This is a genomic window from Citrobacter amalonaticus (genome assembly GCF_018323885.1).
Classification (GTDB): domain Bacteria; phylum Pseudomonadota; class Gammaproteobacteria; order Enterobacterales; family Enterobacteriaceae; genus Citrobacter_A; species Citrobacter_A amalonaticus.
Map to the genome: position 1 here is coordinate 1,633,774 of NZ_AP024585.1, position 15,730 is coordinate 1,649,503.

Genomic DNA, 15,730 nt, shown 5'->3' on the forward strand with positions numbered 1-15,730 from the left:
AATTATGACCACTCATTCTCGCTGGACGCTGTCGCAAGTCACCGAATTATTTGAAAAACCGCTGCTGGATCTGCTGTTCGAGGCGCAGCAAATCCACCGTCAGCATTTCGATCCTCGTCAGGTGCAGGTCAGCACACTGTTGTCGATCAAAACCGGTGCCTGCCCGGAAGACTGCAAATATTGTCCGCAAAGTTCGCGCTATAAAACCGGCCTTGAAGCTGAGCGGCTAATGGAAGTTGAGCAGGTGCTGGAGTCGGCGCGCCAGGCGAAGAACGCCGGTTCCACTCGTTTCTGCATGGGGGCGGCGTGGAAGAACCCGCACGAGCGCGACATGCCATATTTGCAGCAGATGGTTCAGGGGGTGAAAGCGCTGGGACTGGAAGCCTGCATGACGCTTGGCACACTCGATGAATCACAGGCGCAACGGCTGGCGGAGGCGGGGCTGGACTATTACAACCACAACCTCGACACCTCGCCGGAATTTTACGGCAACATCATCACCACCCGTTCCTACCAGGAGCGACTCGACACGCTGGACAAAGTACGCGAGGCCGGGATCAAGGTCTGTTCCGGCGGCATCGTCGGCCTGGGCGAAACGGTGACCGATCGCGCCGGGTTGCTCCTGCAACTGGCAAACCTGCCGACCCCGCCGGAAAGTGTGCCGATCAACATGCTGGTGAAGGTGAAAGGTACGCCGCTGGCAGATAACGATGACGTCGACGCATTTGATTTTATTCGCACCATTGCCGTGGCGCGCATCATGATGCCGACCTCGTATGTGCGCCTGTCTGCCGGTCGCGAGCAGATGAATGAACAAACGCAGGCCATGTGCTTTATGGCTGGCGCCAACTCTATTTTCTACGGCTGCAAACTGCTCACCACGCCAAACCCGGCAGAGGACAAAGATCTCCAGCTTTTCCATAAGCTGGGGCTGAATCCGCAGCAAACGGCGGTGCTCGCCGGGGATAACGAGCAGCGTGCGCGTCTGGAGCAGGCGCTGCTGACACCGGATACTGACGATTACTACAACGCGGCTGCCGTATGACCTGGCAACACAAAATCGACGATGCGCTGGCGGCGCGTCGTTCGGCGGATACGTTGCGCCGACGTTATGTGGTAGCACAGGGAGCCGGTCGCTGGCTGGAGACGAATGACCAGCGCTATCTCAATTTTTCCAGCAATGATTATCTGGGGTTGAGTCATCATCCGCATATCCTTCGCGCCTGGCAGCAGGGGGCGGAGCGGTTTGGCGTCGGTAGCGGCGGCTCGGGCCACGTCAGCGGTTATTCCATTGCTCATCAGCAACTGGAAGAGGAACTGGCCGACTGGCTGGGCTATCCGCGCGCGTTACTGTTTATTTCCGGTTTCGCCGCAAATCAGGCGGTGATTACCGCGCTGATGGAAAAGGATGACCGGATTGTCGCTGACCGTCTCAGCCATGCTTCGCTGCTGGAAGCGGCCAGTCTTTGCCCGGCGCAGCTTCGCCGTTTTACCCATAACGACGCCTCGCATCTCACGCGCCTGCTTGGCACCCCCTGTTCCGGGCATCAACTGGTGGTGACCGAAGGCGTGTTCAGCATGGATGGCGACAATGCGCCGCTTGTGGACATTCAGCAGGCCGCACAGGCGCGTAATGCCTGGCTGCTGGTGGATGATGCCCACGGCATTGGCGTCAGTGGAGAAGCGGGTCGCGGGAGCTGCTGGCAGCAGCGGGTAAAACCTGAGCTATTGGTCGTAACATTCGGCAAAGGCTTTGGCGTCAGCGGTGCGGCGATTCTGTGCTCTGAAAACGTTGCCGATTATTTGCTGCAGTTCGCCCGTCATCTGATTTACAGCACCAGCATGCCGCCCGCGCAGGCGATGGCGTTACAGGCGTCGCTTTCGGTGATTCGCAGTCAGGAAGGTGACGCACGCAGGGAGAAAATGACTGCGCTGATCCAGCGCTTCCGCTCGGCTATCAACCATCCCGATTTCATGCTGGCGCAGTCGCACAGCGCCATCCAGCCGCTGATTGTCGGCGAAAATGCGCGCGCATTGCAGCTGGCGGACACCTTGCGCCGTCAGGGATGTTGGGTCACGGCGATCCGTCCGCCGACCGTGCCCGCCGGGACAGCCCGTCTGCGACTGACCTTAACTCAGGCGCATGAGCCTGAGGATATCGACCGATTGCTGGAGGTGCTGCATGGGGCAGGTAAATAAACAGGCAATCGCGGCGGCGTTTGGTCGTGCGGCAGCGCACTATGAGCAGCACGCTACATTGCAGCGCCTGAGCGCCGACGCGTTGCTGGCGCAACTGCCGGAACGCCCATTTTTACAGGTACTGGATGCCGGCTGCGGGCCGGGGCGTTTGAGTCGCTACTGGCGCGAGCTGGGGAGTCAGGTTACCGCGCTGGATCTCTCTGCCCGCATGCTGGACGAGGCGCGTCGCCAGGACGTGGCGCATCACTATCTCACCGGCGACATTGAGTCACTGCCGTTAGCCAGTGCAACGTTTGACCTGGCCTGGAGCAATCTGGCCGTGCAATGGTGTAACAGTCTGCATCAGGCGCTGAGCGAACTGTATCGGGTCGTGCGCCCCGGTGGCTGCGTGGCCTTCACCACGCTGGCCCAGGATTCGCTACCGGAGCTTCATCAGGCCTGGCGCGCGGTGGATGAGCGGGCGCACGGCAACCGGTTTTTATCCCGCGAGGCGCTGTGTGAAGCGATGCACGGCTGGCAGGGGCATCATCAATCAATCTCCCTGACGCTGGAGTTTGATGACGCCCTGAGCGCTATGCGCTCACTGAAAGGCATCGGCGCGACCCATTTGCACGAGGGGCGCGAGCCGCGCGTCTTAACCCGCTCACAGTTGCAGCAGCTTCAACTGGCCTGGCCGCAGCGGCAGGGAAAATATCTGCTGACCTACCATCTTTTTGCAGGAGTGATTGCACGTGACTAAACGTTATTTTGTCACCGGTACCGATACGGAAGTCGGTAAAACCGTCGCCAGCTGTGCGCTGCTCCAGGCGGCGCGCAGTCTGGGTTATCGGACGGCCGGGTATAAACCTGTCGCATCAGGTAGTGACATGACGCCAGAGGGACTGCGCAACAGCGACGCCCTGGCGCTTCAGCGCAACAGCAGTCTGGCGCTGGACTACGCGGCGGTGAATCCTTACACCTTCGCGGAACCCACCTCGCCGCATATCATCAGTGCTGATGAGGGAAGGCCAATTCGTGCTGATGTGATGTCAGACGGCCTGCGCGCGCTGGACGTGCAGGCGGAGTGGCTGCTGGTGGAAGGTGCTGGCGGCTGGTTTACCCCGCTTGCGGAAGATTTTACCTTCGCTGATTGGGTGCAGATCGAGCGCCTGCCGGTGGTCCTGGTCGTCGGCGTGAAACTGGGGTGTATAAACCATGCGATGCTGACCGCGCAGGCGGTACAGCAGGCAGGACTTCCGCTTGTCGGGTGGGTGGCGAATGACGTCACGCCGCCGGGAAAACGCCATCATGAGTATCTGGCGACGCTTAAACGGGTCATCCCTGCGCCATTGTTAGGCGAAATCCCGTGGCTGGCGGCGGGAGCCGAAAATGCGGCCACAGGACAATATCTGGATCTCGCTTTACTCGCGGGTGAGTAAAAGGCGAAATTGCGAGCAAGATCTCGCCTGCCAGGGACACTTCTTTAGCTGATAAAAATCAAAATTTAGCGATAATTTTTTTTTATGTGCTGCCTGGTGGGTTGGACCGGGAATTTGCCAGGCGGCAGACCATATGGCCTGCAGGCAGTTATCCACCATTCCTGTGGATAACCTTGTGTATTATAGTTAGAAAACACAAGGCAAGCGAGAGATTACGCGGCTTCCAGCCGAATTGGTGCGAAAGGCGTCTTTATAAAATATCCTTTAATTTACAGCGCGTTAGATAAAATCAATGGCTGTCATATTGTGGTCATTGAATGCAATAAAACTTTCATCACGCATCTTGACAATGTTAACGAAGTCAATGGTCTGGGGATAAACCCGCTTCATAGTGTAATATCTTGCCAGCGGTGAAATTATAGCCATCTCCGATCCGCTTTTATCATGCGTAACACAAATTTTATGAGGCGTTACTGTTTTTTCATCCAGTATATTTTACTGGCAATATTATCTTCTGCGAGTAAAATTACACACCTGCCCGCTCATTCCTTCAGGTAGCTGCTCATGAGTAAACCGTTCAAACTGAATTCCGCATTTAAACCTTCCGGCGATCAGCCTGAGGCGATACGCCGTCTGGAAGAGGGACTGGAGGACGGCCTGGCGCATCAGACGCTACTTGGCGTAACGGGGTCGGGGAAAACGTTCACCATTGCGAATGTGATCGCGGATTTGCAGCGACCGACGATGGTGCTGGCACCCAACAAAACGCTGGCGGCGCAGCTGTATGGTGAAATGAAAGAATTTTTCCCGGATAACGCCGTCGAGTATTTCGTCTCCTACTACGACTACTATCAGCCGGAAGCGTATGTTCCCAGCTCAGACACCTTCATCGAAAAAGATGCCTCGGTGAATGAACACATCGAGCAGATGCGTCTGTCGGCCACCAAAGCGTTGCTGGAGCGTCGTGACGTGATCGTCGTGGCCTCCGTTTCTGCCATCTATGGTCTGGGCGATCCCGATTTATATCTGAAGATGATGCTGCACCTGACGGTGGGCATGATTATCGATCAGCGCGCCATTCTGCGGCGACTGGCTGAACTGCAATATACCCGTAACGATCAGGCGTTCCAGCGCGGGACTTTCCGCGTGCGCGGTGAGGTGATTGACATCTTCCCGGCGGAGTCTGACGACATCGCGCTGCGTGTGGAGCTGTTTGATGAAGAGGTGGAGCGTCTGTCGCTGTTTGACCCGCTGACCGGGCAGGTGGAATCCACTATTTCGCGCTACACCATCTACCCCAAAACGCACTACGTGACCCCCCGTGAGCGCATTGTGCAGGCGATGGAAGAGATCAAAGTCGAACTGGCTGAACGTCGCAAAATCCTGCTCGCCAACGACAAACTGCTGGAAGAGCAACGCCTGAGTCAGCGTACCCAGTTTGATCTGGAGATGATGAACGAGCTGGGTTACTGCTCGGGGATCGAAAACTACTCGCGCTTTCTGTCAGGACGCGGGCCGGGTGAGCCGCCGCCGACCCTGTTTGACTATCTGCCCGCTGACGGTTTGCTGGTGGTGGATGAATCCCACGTCACCATCCCGCAGATTGGCGGGATGTATCGTGGCGATCGGGCGCGTAAAGAGACGCTGGTGGAGTACGGTTTCCGTTTGCCATCGGCGCTGGATAACCGTCCGTTAAAGTTCGAAGAGTTTGAAGCGCTGGCTCCGCAGACCATATATGTGTCTGCGACGCCGGGCAATTACGAGCTGGAGAAATCGGGCGGAGAAGTGGTTGATCAAGTGGTGCGTCCGACAGGGTTGCTGGATCCGGTCATTGAAGTGCGACCGGTGGCAACGCAGGTGGACGATCTGCTCTCTGAAATCCGCAAGCGCGCAGAGATCAACGAGCGCGTGCTGGTTACCACGCTCACCAAGCGTATGGCGGAAGATCTCACCGAGTATCTGGAAGAACACGGTGAGCGGGTGCGTTACCTGCACTCGGACATCGATACCGTTGAGCGTATGGAGATCATTCGTGACCTGCGTCTGGGCGAGTTTGATGTGCTGGTGGGGATCAACCTGTTGCGCGAAGGTCTCGACATGCCTGAGGTGTCGCTGGTGGCGATTCTCGACGCCGACAAGGAAGGGTTCCTGCGTTCCGAACGTTCGCTGATACAGACCATCGGTCGTGCGGCGCGTAACATCAACGGGAAGGCGATTCTTTACGGTGACAAAATTACGGCCTCAATGGCGAAGGCGATTGGCGAAACCGAGCGTCGTCGCGAGAAACAGCAGCAGTACAATGAAGAACACGGCATTACTCCGCAGGGCCTGAATAAAAAAGTGGTCGATATTCTGGCGCTGGGGCAGAACATTGCGAAAACCAAAGCGAAGGGCCGAGGCAAATCGCGTTCCGCAGTGCAATCGGATGTGGTGGAACTGGACATGACGCCAAAAGCGCTGCAACAGAAGATTCACGAGCTCGAAGGGCAGATGATGCAGCATGCGCAGAACCTGGAATTCGAAGAGGCCGCGCAGATCCGCGATCAACTGCATCAGCTGCGTGAACTGTTTATCGCTGCGTCGTGAGAGATTGCCGGATGGTGGTGTAACCACCTTATCCGGCCTGTTCGCTGGTAGTTTGCAGAGTAGATAAGTAGGCCTGATGAGCGTAGCGCCATCAGGCAATAAACCCTTTACCGCAGCGCCTGTACGGCTTTCTCCAGCGCGCTGTGCAATAACTGGCGGTCATGGCGATAGGGAATATCGCTGGCCTCCAGCACTTCCTGAATCACCACCCGGTCACTGACCGCAGAGACATCCACCTTCGGCCCCACGATAACCGCATCAACGACTCTCTTACCGACATACTGCTCCATAATGGTTAGCTTATCGATAAGCGTCAGGCTTGCGGCGGGGATGCTCAATTCCCGGCCCAGATTGCCGATGTAGACCATCGGCGCCTGCGTACGGCGCAGCGCCTGTGCGAGATCCTCCAGCAGCAGGATTGGCATCAGGCTGGTGTAAAAACTGCCCGGACCGATAATAATCAGGTCGGCATCGTTAATCGCCTGCACCGCTTCCCGGGTGGTGGGGACCTTCGGTGACAGCATCAGTTCCTGCAAGGGCGAGGTGAGCTGATCAATATTCACTTCGCCGTACACTTCATGCCCCTGATCGTCGATCGCCATCAGGTCAACTGGCAGCTCTGACATGGGGATTAAATGCGCGTCCACTTTCAGCAGATTACGAATTAAGTTGATGGCTTCCAGAGGCCGCACGCTCAGGTGGTCGAGCGCCTTTAACATCAGATTTCCGAGGTTATGGCCTGAAAGTTCGCCATTACCGCCAAAACGGTATTCAAACATCGCGGAAGCGACGCTCGGTTCGGTAATCAACTGATTGAGACAGTTGCGCATATCGCCCCAGGCGATTCCCCCTTCCGAGCGGCGAATACGCCCCGTCGAACCGCCGTTATCGGTGGTGGTCACGATACCGGTGAGGCGTGAACCCAGGGAGGAGAGGGAAGAGAGAACGCGTCCTAATCCATGCCCTCCGCCGAGAGCCACGACACGATCCAGGTCAGCCAGCGTACGATTGCGCATAAAAGTTCCTGAAGTCAGATTTACCGCGCTACAGTAGCGCAAACAGGGGCTTTTCAGCAATTCGCTAACGGCAAGTTGAGAAAATAAATTCTGCCGCACTACTCCTTTAGGGGGGCGAATGCCTGACAGCGAAATGATGTACATCAATGCAAAAGTGCTATTTTTGCTTATTCTGTAACGAAATGGCACGATCATGGCGCTATATATATGATTATACATCGTTAAGTGTAAATAGCATTATGTTCGTTTACACGCTAGTATCGCCATAACCACAGTTAACACTCTAGCCTCTGCACCTGGGTCAAATGATACGGTGCTTTGGCCGTGACAACGCAAACGCATTGCCACCAGGGCGCAGGAAGAAATGACTTCGCCTCCCGTATTTGGAAAGGTGTACATGGCCACACAACTGACCGATGCTTTCGCGCGCAAGTTTTACTATTTGCGTCTGTCGATTACCGATGTGTGTAACTTTCGTTGCACATACTGCCTGCCGGATGGCTACAAGCCCGGCGGCGTCACCAATAAAGGTTTTCTCTCCGTCGATGAAATTCGTCGGGTGACTCGCGCCTTTGCCAATCTGGGCACCGAAAAAGTGCGCCTGACCGGTGGCGAACCTTCTCTGCGTCGTGATTTTACCGACATCATTGCCGCCGTGCGTGAAAACGAGGCGATTCGTCAACTGGCGGTGACCACCAACGGCTACCGTCTGGCGCGTGATGCCGCCCACTGGCGCGATGCGGGTTTGACCGGCATTAACGTCAGCGTTGATAGCCTTGATGCGCGTCAGTTCCACGCGATTACCGGGCAGGATAAATTCCAGCAGGTGATGGCGGGCATCGACGCCGCGTTTGATGCCGGTTTTGCAAAAGTTAAAGTCAACACCGTGCTAATGCGCGATGTGAATCATCATCAGCTCGATACTTTTCTTGGCTGGATCCAGACGCGTCCCATTCAACTGCGTTTCATCGAACTGATGGAGACGGGTGAGGGCAGCGAACTGTTCCGTAAACACCACATCTCCGGTCAGGTGTTGCGTGACGAACTGTTGCGTCGCGGCTGGATCCACCAGCTACGCCAGCGCAGTGACGGCCCGGCGCAGGTGTTCTGTCACCCCGATTATGAGGGTGAAATCGGCCTCATCATGCCGTACGAAAAAGATTTCTGCGCCACCTGCAACCGTCTGCGCGTCTCCTCCGTGGGTAAACTTCATCTCTGCCTGTTCGGCGAGGGTGGCGTCAGCCTGCGTGATTTGCTGGAAGACGATGGGCAACAAGACGCGCTCGAAGCGCGTATCTCGCTTGCGTTGCGTGAGAAAAAGCAGACCCATTTCCTGCACCAGAACAACACCGGTATTACCCAGAACCTCTCATACATCGGCGGTTAACGCCGCTTGAACAAGGAGTATTCCATGAGTCAGGTAAGCGCTGAATTTATCCCGACCCGCATTGCTATTCTGACAGTATCTAATCGCCGTGGCGAAGAGGACGATACCTCTGGTCATTTTCTGCGGGATTCCGCGCAGGAAGCGGGACATCAGGTTATCGATAAAGCAATTGTCAAAGAGAACCGTTACGCCATTCGCGCGCAGGTGTCAGCATGGATTGCCAGTGATGAGGTGCAGGTGGTGTTGATCACCGGCGGCACGGGCCTGACTGAAGGCGACCAGGCACCGGAAGCGCTGCTGCCGCTGTTTGATCGCGAAGTGGAAGGCTTTGGTGAAGTGTTTCGTATGCTGTCATTTGAAGAGATCGGCACGGCCACGCTGCAGTCGCGCGCAGTGGCGGGCGTGGCCAACAAAACGCTAATTTTTGCGATGCCGGGTTCCACCAAAGCCTGCCGCACGGCGTGGGACAATATCATCGCTCCGCAACTTGATGCCCGTACGCGTCCTTGTAATTTTCACCCACATTTGAAGAAATAATAAGTATGTCGCAACTGACTCACATAAACGCCGCCGGTGAAGCGCACATGGTGGATGTCTCCACAAAAGCGGAGACCGTACGCGAAGCGCGCGCCGAAGCCTTTGTCACCATGCGCAGCGAAACACTGGCCATGATTATCGACGGCAGCCACCATAAGGGCGATGTGTTCGCCACCGCGCGTATCGCCGGGATTCAGGCAGCAAAGCGCACCTGGGAGCTCATCCCGCTGTGCCATCCGTTGCTGTTGAGCAAAGTGGAAGTCCAGCTCCATGCACAGCCGGAACACAACCGTGTCCGTGTTGAATCGTTGTGTCGTCTTACCGGCAAAACCGGGGTGGAAATGGAAGCGCTGACGGCGGCGTCCGTCGCCGCGTTGACCATTTACGACATGTGCAAAGCGGTGCAAAAAGACATGGTGATTGGCCCGGTGCGCCTGCTGGCGAAAAGCGGCGGCAAGTCTGGCGATTTTAAGGCGGATTCGAATGATTAAGGTTTTGTTCTTTGCTCAGGTTCGCGAACTGGTTGGTACGGATACGCTGGACGTCGCGGCAGATTTCCCGACAGTGGAAGCGCTGCGTCAGCATCTGGCGACTAACAGCAACCGTTGGGCGCTGGCGCTGGAAGACGGCAAGCTGCTGGCGGCGGTAAACCAGACGTTGGTGAGCTTTGATCATCCGCTGACGGCGGGTGATGAAGTGGCTTTCTTTCCCCCGGTGACGGGAGGCTGAGATGGCTGAAACGAAAATTGTGGTCGGGCCTGCGCCGTTCAGCGTGGGGGACGAGTATCCCTGGCTGGCGGCACGCGACGAAGACGGTGCGGTGGTGACCTTTACTGGTAAAGTGCGCAACCATAATCTCGGCGACAGCGTGAAGGCGCTTACGCTGGAGCACTATCCGGGGATGACGGAAAAAGCGCTGGCGGAGATTGTCGATGAGGCGCGGGTGCGCTGGCCGCTGGGACGCATCACGGTGATTCACCGGATTGGCGAACTGTGGCCGGGCGATGAAATCGTCTTTGTTGGCGTCACCAGTTCGCACCGTAGCAGTGCGTTTGAGGCCGGTCAGTTCATCATGGACTATCTAAAGACGCGTGCGCCGTTCTGGAAGCGTGAAGCCACGCCGGAAGGCGAGCGCTGGGTGGAAGCCCGTGACAGCGATCGGCAGGCGGCTAAACGCTGGTAGCACGAAATTGTGATACGCTTATCCAGAGTGGTCACTTTCAATCAGGAGATTATCATGGACCGATTTCCACGATCCGAATCAATCGTGCAGGCACGTTCCGGCCTGCAAACCTATATGGCGCAGGTATACGGCTGGATGACGGTCGGGTTGCTGCTTACCGCGTTTATTGCGTGGTATGCGGCGAATACGCCAGCCGTCATGATGTTCGTTTTTTCCAGCAAAATTACGTTCTTCGGTTTAATCATCGCCCAACTGGCGCTGGTCTTTGTGCTGTCTGGGTTGGTGCATAAACTCAGTGCAGGTATGGCGACGACGCTGTTTATGCTCTATTCGGCGCTAACCGGGCTCACACTTTCCAGTATTTTTATCGTCTACACCTACTCCTCCATCGCCAGCACCTTCGTGGTGACCGGCGGGATGTTTGGAGTGATGAGCCTGTGGGGATACACTACGAAGCGCGATCTGAGCGGCTGGGGCAACATGCTGTTTATGGCGCTGATTGGCATCATCCTGGCCTCACTGGTGAACTTCTGGCTGAAAAGCGAGGCGCTGATGTGGGCGGTGACCTATATTGGCGTGGTGGTGTTTGTTGGGCTGACCGCCTATGACACCCAGAAGCTGAAGAACATTGGCGAGCAAATCGATGTGCGCGACAGTTCTAACCTGCGTAAATATTCGATTCTCGGTGCGCTGACGCTGTATCTGGACTTTATCAACCTGTTCCTGATGCTGCTGCGTATTTTAGGCAATCGCCGTTGAGTTCGTTGTGCCGGATGGCGGCTACGCCTTATCCGGCCTACGAAATGATGCCGAGGGCGGTGACGAGGTATTACTTCGCCATCGCCTTCTCGTTCTTCGCCCGCAGCTTCTTCGCCCGACTCTCCAGCACCAGATAGCAGATCAGCGCCAGCAATAAGGGAATAAAGTAATACAGCACGCGGTAGGCGAGCAGGGCGGCAATAATCGCGCCTTGCGACGTGTCTTCCCCCGCCAGCAGCGCGATAAACACCGCTTCCAGAACGCCAATTCCCGCCGGAATGTGGACAATCACTCCCGCGATACTGCTGACCAGCAGCACGCCCAGCACGAAGAAATAATTCACCTCCTGGCCCAGCAGCAACCAGATAATCGCCCCCATCACCATCCAGTTGGCGCTGGAGATAGCCATCTGGGCCAGCGCAAATTTCCACGACGGTAGCACCAGTTTCTGCCCTTTGATCGTCATATGACGGTGTTTTGCGAAAGCGCAGAACCACAGATAAATAGCGATGATTAACAGCAGCACCACGCCGAGAATACGCAGCGTGCCCTCGTCGATATACCAGTGGGCAGGCAGTTGCACCACGCCAAAGGTGAAGATGATCCCGCCAAGCAAAATATAGCCCAGCCAGTTGGTGGTGATGCTAAGAGAGAAGATACGGGTGATGGTGCCACCCGGCAGGCCGAGGCGGGAATAAAGCCGGTAGCGCATACCGATGCCGCCGACCCAGGTACTGAGCGTCAGGTTAAAGGCATAGCAAATAAACGACACCAGCATCACTTGCCGCTTTGCCAGCTTGTGACCGCAATAGGCACGGCCCAACAGGTCATAGCAGCCATAGAGCAGATAGCTGAGGATCACCAGCCCGACGGCGCTCAGCAACGCAACCCGGTTGTAGTCGCGGATCACCGTCCAGACGTCTTCCCAGTTCACCTTTTTGGCGTAGACCACCAGCAGCACAATCACGGCGATAAAAAACAGCCAGGTGAGGATCTTTTTTGCCAGCCGCCAGCGCGGATGTGATTTTGCCATCAGGGTTTGGCTCCTGTGTTCTGTACTTCTACCCGATCCTGCGTTTCCATCTCGGGCTGGGCTGGCGGATCCACCTGCGCGAGATGGGGAGTATGCGCCGGAAGCCAGCCGACCAGCGCCGGGAAGTGACGTAAGAAGTGGAACGCCAGCACGCTTTTGGTCAGGTTCCACCAGGTGCGTCTCGGCAGCATCGACTCATCGACCTGCTTACAGTCTTCGGCAATGATCGCGTTAAGGTTGTCGCGCAGCGTCTGGTTGAACTGGCGATCGTGCACGATCAGGTTGGCTTCCAGATTAAGCGACAGGCTGAGCGGGTCGAGATTGCTGGAGCCGACCGTCGCCCAGTGGTCATCCATCAGCGCCACTTTGCCATGCAGTGGCTTGCGGCGATATTCGTAAACCTGGACATCGCCTTTCACCAGATAGTTGTACAGCAGACGGGCTCCGACCTTCACAATTGGCATATCCGGCTCCCCCTGCACGATCAGTTTGACGCGCACGCCGCGGCGGGCGGCTTTGCGCATGGCGTGCAGTAACCGGTAACCGGGAAAGAAGTAGGCGTTGGCGATAATCACTTCCCGCCGTGCCTGGGTGAGCATTTTCAGGTAGTGACGTTCGATATCGTCGCGGTGCTCGTCGTTGTCGCGCCAGACGAACAGCGCCTGCGCCTCGCCGGGCTGGCGGTTCTCTTCAGCACGGTGATGACGGCGCCACCAGCGGCGTACTGCACTCTGCCCGGGAAGGTTTTCCACTTCAAACTGCAGTATATCGGCGACGACAGGTCCTTCCACGCGTACCGCGTAGTCCTGCTTGGCTTCCGGGCCATAGTCGGACATATGTTCATCGGAATAGTTGATCCCGCCGATAAACGCCACCCGGTCGTCTATCACCACAATCTTGCGATGCATACGGCGAAAGACGTTGGTGCGCATACCAAAGATCCGGGGACGCGGATCGTAATAACTAAACACCACGCCTGCCGAGGTCAGTTCGCCAACGAATGCATCGCTCAGGTCCGGTGAGCCGTAGCCGTCCAGCAGTACTTCCGCCTTCACGCCGCGTTTTGCTGCGGCCAGCAGAGCCGCATGAAGCTGTTTTCCTACCTCATCTTCAAACCAGATGAAAGTTTCGAGAATAATTCTTTGCTGCGCATCGGCTATTGCCGCAAACACAGCGGGATAATACTGGTCGCCGTTTTCCAGTAACTGGATCTGATTACCTTCACGCCAGCCACATTTCATAGATGGATCTCCGCGCTAAGGGGGGCATGGTCAGAGAGATGCCGCCAGTTGCGCAGCGGTAGCGCTGTCGGCGAACTGGCATTGGCATTTTTCACGTAAATACGATCAAGGCGCAGCAGCGGCAGGCTGACAGGAAAGGTCCGTGCCGGGCGGCCGCGGGCGCGGGTGAAAATTTCCTCCAGGCCCGCGGCTTTTAAGGAATGGTTTGCCTTTTGCCGCCAGTCGTTGAAATCACCGGCCACCACCACCGGTTCACCGTCGGGCAGGGCGTTGACCCAGTCTGTCAGCAGGGTAAGTTGCGCCTGCCGGTGAGCTTCACGCAGGCCGAGGTGAACACTCATCACATGAATCGGTTTCCCGAGTTGCGGCGGAACAATACGGCAATAGAGCACGCCGCGCTTTTCACTGCTGCCGACCGAAACATCACGATTTTCATAATGTTCAATAGGATAGCGTGACAGCACCGCGTTGCCATGATGCCCTTGCGGGTAGACGGCGTTACGCCCGTAAGCGTAGTCACTCCACATTGTGTCGGCGAGAAATTCGTAGTGCGTGGTATCCGGCCAGTTTTCGACGTGCAGCGGATGCACTTCGTGCGCGCCCATCACCTCCTGCAGGCAGACAATGTCGGCTCCAACCGTACGAACGGCATCACGCAGTTCCGGTAAAATGAAGCGCTTGTTAAAGGCGGTAAAGCCTTTATGCGTATTGATGGTGAGCACGGTGAATGAAAAATTTCGTGTCGATTGAGTCATTTTTCTCCTGTTGGCGTCACTCTTCTGATTGAAATAGTGTAGTCGTCGTCACAAAAAGGTGCGGTGTTACGGAATTTTCCGTAAAGTGCGGTACTCTGAGTCATTAGAGAAAAATCCTTCAGGAGAAAAGCCATGAGGTGGCAACAACGAGTTCGTGTCGCAACGGGGTTAAGTTGCTGGCAGATTATGTTGCATTTACTGGTCGTGGCGTTGTTGGTCGTAGGCTGGAAGAGTGGCACGCTGGTGCACGTTGGCCTGGGATTATGCGTAGTGTATGGCGTGACCGTATTACTGATGCTGGCGTTACAGCGTCATCACGAGCAGCGCTGGCGCGAAGTCGCCGACGTGCTGGAAGAACTCACCACCACCTGGTATTTCGGCGCGGCGCTGATTGCGTTGTGGCTGCTGTCCCGGGTTTTACAAAACAACGTCTTGTTGGCGTTAGCGGGACTGGCAATCCTGGCCGGACCCGCTGTGGTTTCGCTGCTGGCGAAAGACAAAAAGTTACATGATTTTGCGTCTAAACATCGCATACGCCGCTGATCCCGTTGTGGCCGCTATCACCAGTAGCGGCCACAAGCTTCCCCAGACAATCTGCAAACTCGCATCTTTCAAATAGATCTGCTTGGTGATATCCGTGAAATGACGGATCGGGTTTATCCATGTCAGATTCTGTAACCAGACCGGCATGTTCTCGACCGGAGAGACGTAGCCCGACAGTAAAATTGCCGGCATCATAAAGACGAATACGCCGATAAACGCCTGCTGCTGCGTGGAGCAGAGTGAGGAGATCAACAGGCCAAATCCCACCAGCGACAGCCCGTAAATCACCATCGTGAAGTAAAACAGCGCCAGCGACCCGGCAAACGGGATCTGATACGCCCAGATACCGATTGCCAGCACGATAGAGGCCTGGCCGGTGGCGACAATCAGTGCAGGAACCGCTTTACCGATAAATATTTGCCAGGTGGTGAGCGGGGAGACCAACAGCTGATCCAGCGTGCCCTGTTCGCGCTCGCGCGCGACAGACAGCGAGGTAACGATCATCACGCCAATGGTGGTGATCATCGCGATCAGTGACGGCACCACAAACCATTTGTAGTCGAGGTTAGGGTTGTACCAGTTGCGCACCACCAGCTCGCTGTTGTTCGGCTTCGGCTTGCCCTCCATCAACTCCTGCTGATAGTTCTTCACGATTTGCTGGAGATAGTTGGCGGCGATCTGCGCGCTGTTCGAGTTACGACCATCAAGTATTAACTGCATGGGCGCAGACTGAAAGGTATCCAGATTGCGCGAGAAATCCGCCGGAAAACGCACCAGCAGCAGCGCTTTTTGCGTATCGATTGTGGGCTGAATTTCCTGCGGGCTTTTCAGTAGCAGGATGTGGGTAAAGGCTTTGGCACGGGCAAAGCGTTGGGTCAGCTCCACCGAATGCTTGCCGTTGTCTTCGTTATAGATGGCGATGGTGGCGTTAGTCACTTCCAGCGTTGCGGCAAAGGGAAACAAAAGCACCTGAATCAGTACCGGCAAAATTAAAATCGCGCGGGTCTGCGGCTCGCGCAGCAGCGACTGCAATTCTTTGCGGATTAACGTCCATAAGCGATGAAACATACGCG

17 protein-coding genes and 1 riboswitch are annotated in these 15,730 nt (G+C 56.2%); of the genes, 12 read left to right on the top strand and 5 right to left on the bottom strand.

Annotation, left to right across the window (positions count from 1 at the left end):
• Window positions 1-4: 4 nt before the first annotated feature.
• The 5 genes from bioB (at window position 5) to uvrB (ending at window position 6,203) form a co-directional block, all read left to right on the top strand.
• The gene (gene bioB, locus KI228_RS07610) at window positions 5-1,045 is read left to right on the top strand and encodes a biotin synthase BioB (protein WP_043001309.1); all 1,041 of its coding nucleotides are present in this window, start codon (window positions 5-7) and stop codon (window positions 1,043-1,045) included.
• Complete coding sequence (gene bioF, locus KI228_RS07615; RefSeq protein ID WP_104010326.1) at window positions 1,042-2,199, top strand: 8-amino-7-oxononanoate synthase; 1,158 nt, start codon at window positions 1,042-1,044, stop codon at window positions 2,197-2,199. The genes bioB and bioF overlap by 4 nt, the downstream gene beginning before the upstream one ends.
• Window positions 2,183-2,938 carry a malonyl-ACP O-methyltransferase BioC gene (gene bioC / locus KI228_RS07620; RefSeq protein WP_043001307.1) on the top strand — a complete coding sequence of 252 codons (756 nt, stop codon included), beginning with the start codon at window positions 2,183-2,185 and terminating at the stop codon, window positions 2,936-2,938. The genes bioF and bioC overlap by 17 nt, the downstream gene beginning before the upstream one ends.
• On the top strand, window positions 2,931-3,617 hold the full coding sequence (gene bioD / locus KI228_RS07625; RefSeq protein ID WP_061070352.1) for a dethiobiotin synthase: 687 nt from the start codon (window positions 2,931-2,933) through the stop codon (window positions 3,615-3,617). The genes bioC and bioD overlap by 8 nt, the downstream gene beginning before the upstream one ends.
• Window positions 3,618-4,181: 564 nt before the next feature.
• Window positions 4,182-6,203, top strand: a complete 2,022-nt coding sequence (uvrB, locus tag KI228_RS07630) for an excinuclease ABC subunit UvrB (protein ID WP_043001304.1) — start codon at window positions 4,182-4,184, stop codon at window positions 6,201-6,203.
• A gap of 107 nt (window positions 6,204-6,310) precedes the next feature.
• Here uvrB and yvcK read toward each other — a convergent pair whose 3' ends face one another.
• Window positions 6,311-7,219, bottom strand: a complete 909-nt coding sequence (gene yvcK / locus KI228_RS07635; protein WP_043001303.1) for a uridine diphosphate-N-acetylglucosamine-binding protein YvcK — start codon at window positions 7,217-7,219, stop codon at window positions 6,311-6,313.
• Window positions 7,220-7,486: 267 nt separating this feature from the next.
• Window positions 7,487-7,629, top strand: a riboswitch (molybdenum cofactor riboswitch).
• Here yvcK and moaA point away from each other — a divergent pair.
• From moaA to KI228_RS07665, 6 genes are all read left to right on the top strand, one after another.
• Entirely contained in the window at window positions 7,617-8,606 is a 990-nt protein-coding gene (gene moaA / locus KI228_RS07640; RefSeq protein WP_043001302.1) for a GTP 3',8-cyclase MoaA, read from the top strand. It overlaps the preceding riboswitch by 13 nt.
• Window positions 8,607-8,630: 24 nt before the next feature.
• Window positions 8,631-9,143: a molybdenum cofactor biosynthesis protein B gene (gene moaB / locus KI228_RS07645; RefSeq protein ID WP_043001301.1), complete on the top strand. Its 513-nt coding sequence runs from the start codon at window positions 8,631-8,633 to the stop codon at window positions 9,141-9,143.
• Window positions 9,144-9,148: 5 nt separating this feature from the next.
• Window positions 9,149-9,634, top strand: coding sequence for a cyclic pyranopterin monophosphate synthase MoaC (moaC, locus tag KI228_RS07650; protein WP_061070351.1), 486 nt, complete (start codon window positions 9,149-9,151; stop codon window positions 9,632-9,634).
• Window positions 9,627-9,872, top strand: a complete 246-nt coding sequence (moaD, locus tag KI228_RS07655; RefSeq protein WP_043001299.1) for a molybdopterin synthase sulfur carrier subunit — start codon at window positions 9,627-9,629, stop codon at window positions 9,870-9,872. Before moaC ends, moaD begins: the two co-directional genes overlap by 8 nt.
• 1 nt (window position 9,873) lies before the next feature.
• Window positions 9,874-10,326 carry a molybdopterin synthase catalytic subunit MoaE gene (gene moaE, locus KI228_RS07660; RefSeq protein WP_044256447.1) on the top strand — a complete coding sequence of 151 codons (453 nt, stop codon included), beginning with the start codon at window positions 9,874-9,876 and terminating at the stop codon, window positions 10,324-10,326.
• 54 nt (window positions 10,327-10,380) lie between these two features.
• Window positions 10,381-11,085 (top strand): Bax inhibitor-1/YccA family protein, encoded by a 705-nt coding sequence (locus KI228_RS07665; protein ID WP_043001297.1) that lies wholly within the window; start codon window positions 10,381-10,383, stop codon window positions 11,083-11,085.
• A 70-nt stretch (window positions 11,086-11,155) separates the two neighbouring features.
• Here KI228_RS07665 and KI228_RS07670 read toward each other — a convergent pair whose 3' ends face one another.
• The 3 genes from KI228_RS07670 to KI228_RS07680 are packed head-to-tail and all read right to left on the bottom strand — an operon-like array spanning window position 11,156 to window position 14,114.
• Window positions 11,156-12,118 carry a lysylphosphatidylglycerol synthase domain-containing protein gene (locus KI228_RS07670; protein ID WP_043001296.1) on the bottom strand — a complete coding sequence of 321 codons (963 nt, stop codon included), beginning with the start codon at window positions 12,116-12,118 and terminating at the stop codon, window positions 11,156-11,158.
• On the bottom strand, window positions 12,118-13,359 hold the full coding sequence (gene clsB, locus KI228_RS07675) for a cardiolipin synthase ClsB (protein WP_141227482.1): 1,242 nt from the start codon (window positions 13,357-13,359) through the stop codon (window positions 12,118-12,120). The genes KI228_RS07670 and clsB overlap by 1 nt, the downstream gene beginning before the upstream one ends.
• Entirely contained in the window at window positions 13,356-14,114 is a 759-nt protein-coding gene (locus tag KI228_RS07680) for an endonuclease/exonuclease/phosphatase family protein (protein ID WP_043001294.1), read from the bottom strand. Before KI228_RS07680 ends, clsB begins: the two co-directional genes overlap by 4 nt.
• Before the next feature lie 132 nt (window positions 14,115-14,246).
• Between KI228_RS07680 and KI228_RS07685 the strand changes: the two genes are divergently transcribed.
• Entirely contained in the window at window positions 14,247-14,657 is a 411-nt protein-coding gene (locus tag KI228_RS07685; RefSeq protein ID WP_043001293.1) for a YbhQ family protein, read from the top strand.
• Here KI228_RS07685 and KI228_RS07690 read toward each other — a convergent pair.
• Window positions 14,619-15,725: an ABC transporter permease gene (locus KI228_RS07690; RefSeq protein ID WP_043001292.1), complete on the bottom strand. Its 1,107-nt coding sequence runs from the start codon at window positions 15,723-15,725 to the stop codon at window positions 14,619-14,621. The two genes, KI228_RS07685 and KI228_RS07690, sit on opposite strands and share 39 nt — an antisense overlap.
• Window positions 15,726-15,730: the final 5 nt, after the last annotated feature.